Annotated in this window: 5 protein-coding genes; all 5 read right to left on the reverse strand. The window is 54.2% G+C overall.

Annotated elements, in window-relative coordinates:
* Positions 1–545, reverse strand: a 545-nt coding sequence (locus tag WCI03_15070) for a carboxypeptidase-like regulatory domain-containing protein (GenBank protein ID MEI8141173.1), incomplete at its 3' end; no start/stop codon positions are given.
* A gap of 30 nt (positions 546–575) precedes the next feature.
* Positions 576–2,333: a S8 family serine peptidase gene (locus tag WCI03_15075; protein MEI8141174.1), complete on the reverse strand. Its 1,758-nt coding sequence runs from the start codon at positions 2,331–2,333 to the stop codon at positions 576–578.
* Positions 2,334–2,565: 232 nt separating this feature from the next.
* Positions 2,566–3,309, reverse strand: a complete 744-nt coding sequence (locus WCI03_15080) for a hypothetical protein (protein ID MEI8141175.1) — start codon at positions 3,307–3,309, stop codon at positions 2,566–2,568.
* A gap of 10 nt (positions 3,310–3,319) precedes the next feature.
* Positions 3,320–3,844: a glycogen-binding domain-containing protein gene (locus tag WCI03_15085; protein MEI8141176.1), complete on the reverse strand. Its 525-nt coding sequence runs from the start codon at positions 3,842–3,844 to the stop codon at positions 3,320–3,322.
* Positions 3,831–4,446: sigma-70 family RNA polymerase sigma factor (locus WCI03_15090; GenBank protein ID MEI8141177.1), on the reverse strand; the 616-nt coding region annotated here is incomplete at its 5' end. The genes WCI03_15085 and WCI03_15090, both read right to left, overlap by 14 nt.

Raw genomic sequence — 4,446 nt, forward strand, 5'->3', positions numbered from 1 at the left:
AACAGCCACAAGTCACTCTGCTTCAACAATCTGTCGTGGCGAAGCCACGAACTGCTCTCCGGCAGATATACATCCACGTAGATGCGAGAAATCCCTGCGCCATTGGTGCCAGTGATTCGTCCCGAGATTGAACCCGCCCGGTCAAGTGTCAGATTGATCCCGGCCACAGTTTCGATGGAACCGACCGCCACACGGGTGGCGCCGGCCACAAGGGGATCATAAAAAGTGTCCTCTGAGGCACCTGGAACAGTGTTGTACCATTCCTCCACATATTCACCCAAAGTGTCAGTATGAACGTAGAAGCCACCGGTGCCGAGATTGCTGAACTTGTAGTCTCCGGCAGTATCGGTAACCGTGTAGTCAAAATACTCACCCGTGTCGTCGTACATGTCTATGAAGACGTTGGCAAGGGCTTGCCCGTTCGTGCTCGTCACCTTGCCGGAAAGCGTCCCGGCGAACAACGATCCGCCCGTAAGCAGGAGGATCGTCGCCACATAAATAACCGTCAGCCTATTCAGGAGAGAAATCCCTATCTTCTCAAACATATACAAAATACCCCCTGAATTATCGCCACCCTACTTGACCCGCACTGAGATCACATTTGAGTAGGTCGAAAGGCGGGTCGCATTGAACGCCTGAACGCGGTAGTAATAGGTATTCGCCAGGACAGTTTCGCTGTAGGCCCGGATGTTTGCTCCTACCGTTCCCACACGCGAATAAGGGCCGATACCGGTTCTGGCCTTCACGGCGCGCTCGATGTAGAAGCCCGTCTCATTACTGGAGTTATCCGCCCATTTCAATGTAACGGTGCGGCTGACAACGGTTACAGCCAGCGCGGAGGGCGCCACGAGAACTGCGGGATCGGTCACGGTGATCGCGACAGAGGAGGTACTGGTGGCACCCTTGTCGTCCGTCACTGTGAGCACTGCCATGAAGCTGCCAGCGGTTGAATAAATATGGCTGATCGTCTTTCCCGTGACGGACGCGCTTCCGTCCCCGAAGCTCCAGACATAAGAGGCAATGATACCGTCGGAATCACTCGACTGGCTGCCGTCAAGCGCCACCACCAAAGGCAGGCTGCCACTAGTCGGAGTGGCAGTAGCCTTGGCCACCGGCAGCAGATTAACGACCGTAGCTTTAGCCTTAACAACAGCGCCTGCGGCTTGGATGAGCCCGAACCCGTAAACGCTGTCGTTGCCAATCACGCCAAGATCCTTGCAGGAAGAGGTGATTAACGTTTCAACCTGCGCTGGCGTGAAGCTCGGATTGATGGAAAAAATCAGCGCAGCGAGTCCGGCGGTGATGGGTGCCGAGAAGGAGGTGCCGCTCCAGTAGCCATAGGATCCGCCCATGACGCAAGTCAGTACGCTTTCGCCGGGCGCCACCACATCAATAGGGGCTCCGTAGTTCGAAAAGCTGGCACGCGCATCAAAGGAAGACGTCGCCCCAACCAGCAGGATGCTGGCAGGATCAGCGCTTCCAGTAAGGTCCAATCCGTCATTCCCAGCGGCGAACACCACGAGCGCCCCTTTACTGCGAGCGTAATCAGCTGCGGTGATGATCGTGGAGTAGGAGTATCCGCCGAAACTGACATTGACAACCTTGGCACTGCGGTCTGCACCGTAGGCAATACCATCGGCGATGTCAGTGATATAGGCACTTCCTATGCCGTCCTGGTATGTAATGCGGATGGGCAGGATTTTCACATTCCAAGCCATACCAGCCACCCCAATGCCGTTGTTACCCGTCGCAGCAGCGCAACCGGCAACGGCGGTTCCGTGCCCATAAGTATCCACACAATTTGTGTTGTTGAGATAAGTGTTCCAACCAGGCAGAATCAGATTTCGAACAAGATCAGGGTGTGTCAAGTCGACCCCTGTGTCGCATACGGCTACGACAATCTGAGTGACTCCTGTGGTGATGTCCCAGGCACCAGCAGAGGCGATGTTCTGGTGCCACCACTGGCTGAAATAATACGGGTCGTTCGGGATAACAACAGCCTCCACCACATAATCCGGTTCGGCCCATTCCACACCACCGCTCTGCATGAGGGCTGCGGCCAGAGTTTCCTCCGAGACCCCCATACCCCTCTTTGCCTTTACCCGGATGATACTTCCGCCAGCAATTTTCTTATCAAGTCCAAGTTTATATTCTACAAGTACGGCGGCCAACGCCTGACGCTCTTGCTCTGTCATCTGCGACTTCCACTTATAGGTCACTGTATCAGGCCTGCGTTCGCGATGTTGGGCTGGCACACCGAAGGCCGCCACACTCCCCCAAGCAATCAACACCACCCCTAAACATAATTTCATCCCGATTGTTTTTTTGCTCATTCTTGATCCTCCCTTATGCTCTTTTGAATTCAATACTGTAAATTCACATGAGTAGTTAGCAATCTCCGTGCCAACACATTTTAGTAAAGTTGTTAATATCTGATAAACAACACGATGCGACCGATCCCTTGTATGCCTCCTATGGCTCACCGGCTGAATTCGGGAAATAATCCCCATACGATGTGGGAATTATTCACCATGCATGTATTTCGCCATGATTTTTCTTTGTCGTTTACGGCCCCATCGCTTGCCGCTGTCGTCCCCCTGAGCCATCACGCAGCCGCTGGCCATTCCCGGTCCCATCGCATTGCCCTTGTCCCCATAGCGACTGACGGATGGTGTCACCATTCATTCCCGATCGGTGTTGCTGACAAGAATAACGGACTGTTCTCAGAACTTCCGACCGTCGCAGATTACGTTGCAGGCAGTCGATCATCAGCGTGGACACGGCATTTTCATTCATGCCATTAAGCATCATGGATTCACCTGCCTCGATTACCGCTTGAACCTGTCCCGGCCGGCGCCCCCGGCTTTCGGTCAGCACCTTCTCAAGTGTCTGCTCACTCATGCCGCTTTCCAGCGCCAGGGTCGCTGAGTAAATGACGCCGCCGGAGGGCTGACCGGTAGTGTTGGCTAGACTCGTGGCTCGTTCCAGATGCCGGTAACGCTTATGACACGCCTGCGCCAGCGTCTCGGCGGGGACACGTTTAACAAGCCCTTCTTGAATTTTATCCAGAATCGAACGAGCAGGGAGTCCCTGTTTGCATGCTTGAAGCGCGGGCTGCAATACCTGGGCGGCTTGATCTGCCGTGTATCCCGCGGTGCGGGCCTTTTGAACAAAAGGCTCGACCTGCTCTGATGACAATCCTGCTCGCTCGGCATTTCGGGAAACCTCCGTCCAGTCAGAGGCATACAGAATGGGCACACTGATCATGGCCATCATCAGCGAAAGAGCCCTCGTTAATGTCGTTTTCATAACAGTGATCCTATAATTCCAGAATGGCATTTTGATTGCCGAACCCATCGGCCCGATGTGCCAGGGCCAGGGGATCCGTCACCCAGATCTCCCCATCTTCCAGAAACAGATACTCGTAATGACCGGGCGGAAGGGAAACTGTGGCAGTCCAATTCCCGGTTGCGTCCGGCCCATGCAACAACACTTTTCCTCGCTGCCAGTTATTAAAACTTCCTGCCAGCTCAACACTCTTGGCGCCGGGTGCCCGCATTTCAAAAGTCACCTGAATGCTATCCAAAGCTGATGATGACTGTTGCCAGAACATAGATCCTATACCCAGCAGTATTGCGGCTGCTGCCCCAGCCAAAACGGGAGTCCACCAGCGACGATCCGAGGGCCAGCATATCTGGACTCTTTCCGACCAGGTTGGCTCCGGGCGATCCGGCAACCGTTGCATCACACGGCTGAGAAAATCCGCAGGTGCCGTGACTCTGCTTTCACGGATCCGCTTCACGACGCCTTCTTCAACCAGCCCGCTGGGTTCATTCTGTTTCATAGCCTGCCTCGTTGGTTCCCCTGCATAATAATCCGCTTAACTTTTCTATCCCGCGCTTAACGCGCATTTTAGCGGCGCTGACCCCGATGTTCAATACAGCCCCGACTTCTTCGTAGGAAAGGCCTTCCATATGCTTGAGCACCACAGGAATCCGCAATGTTTCAGGCAAATGAAGCAGCGCCCGATCCACCCCCGCCCGCCTGGTTGACTCAGGTAAGGGCTGGTTTACCTCCAGCAAGTCGAGATAGGTATTCTCCGCATTTCGCTGGCGGTCACGTGACCGGAAAAGGTTCCTGGACTGATTTGCGCAAATGCTCATCACCCAGTTCCTGAAGGCATATTCCCGCTTATATAAAGCCAGTTTATTGTAAGCCCGAACAAAAGCATTCTGCGCCAACTCCGTCGCATCCGCATGATTCCCCGCCATCCGGAAAGCCAGATTATACACGGCTTCCTGATGTCTTACGACCAGCTCAGAAAAGGCCTCCTTATGGCCTTCCCGGGCCAAGTCGACCAACTCTATGTCGCTTTTCTCCATTAACAATTTTCCACTAGCATCCCATAGCCATAGTTGAAACGCACGCACGCCAATCCGGCGAAAC

The organism is bacterium (genome assembly GCA_037143175.1).
In the GTDB taxonomy this organism is placed as follows: Bacteria; Verrucomicrobiota; Kiritimatiellia; order CAIKKV01; family CAITUY01; genus JAABPW01.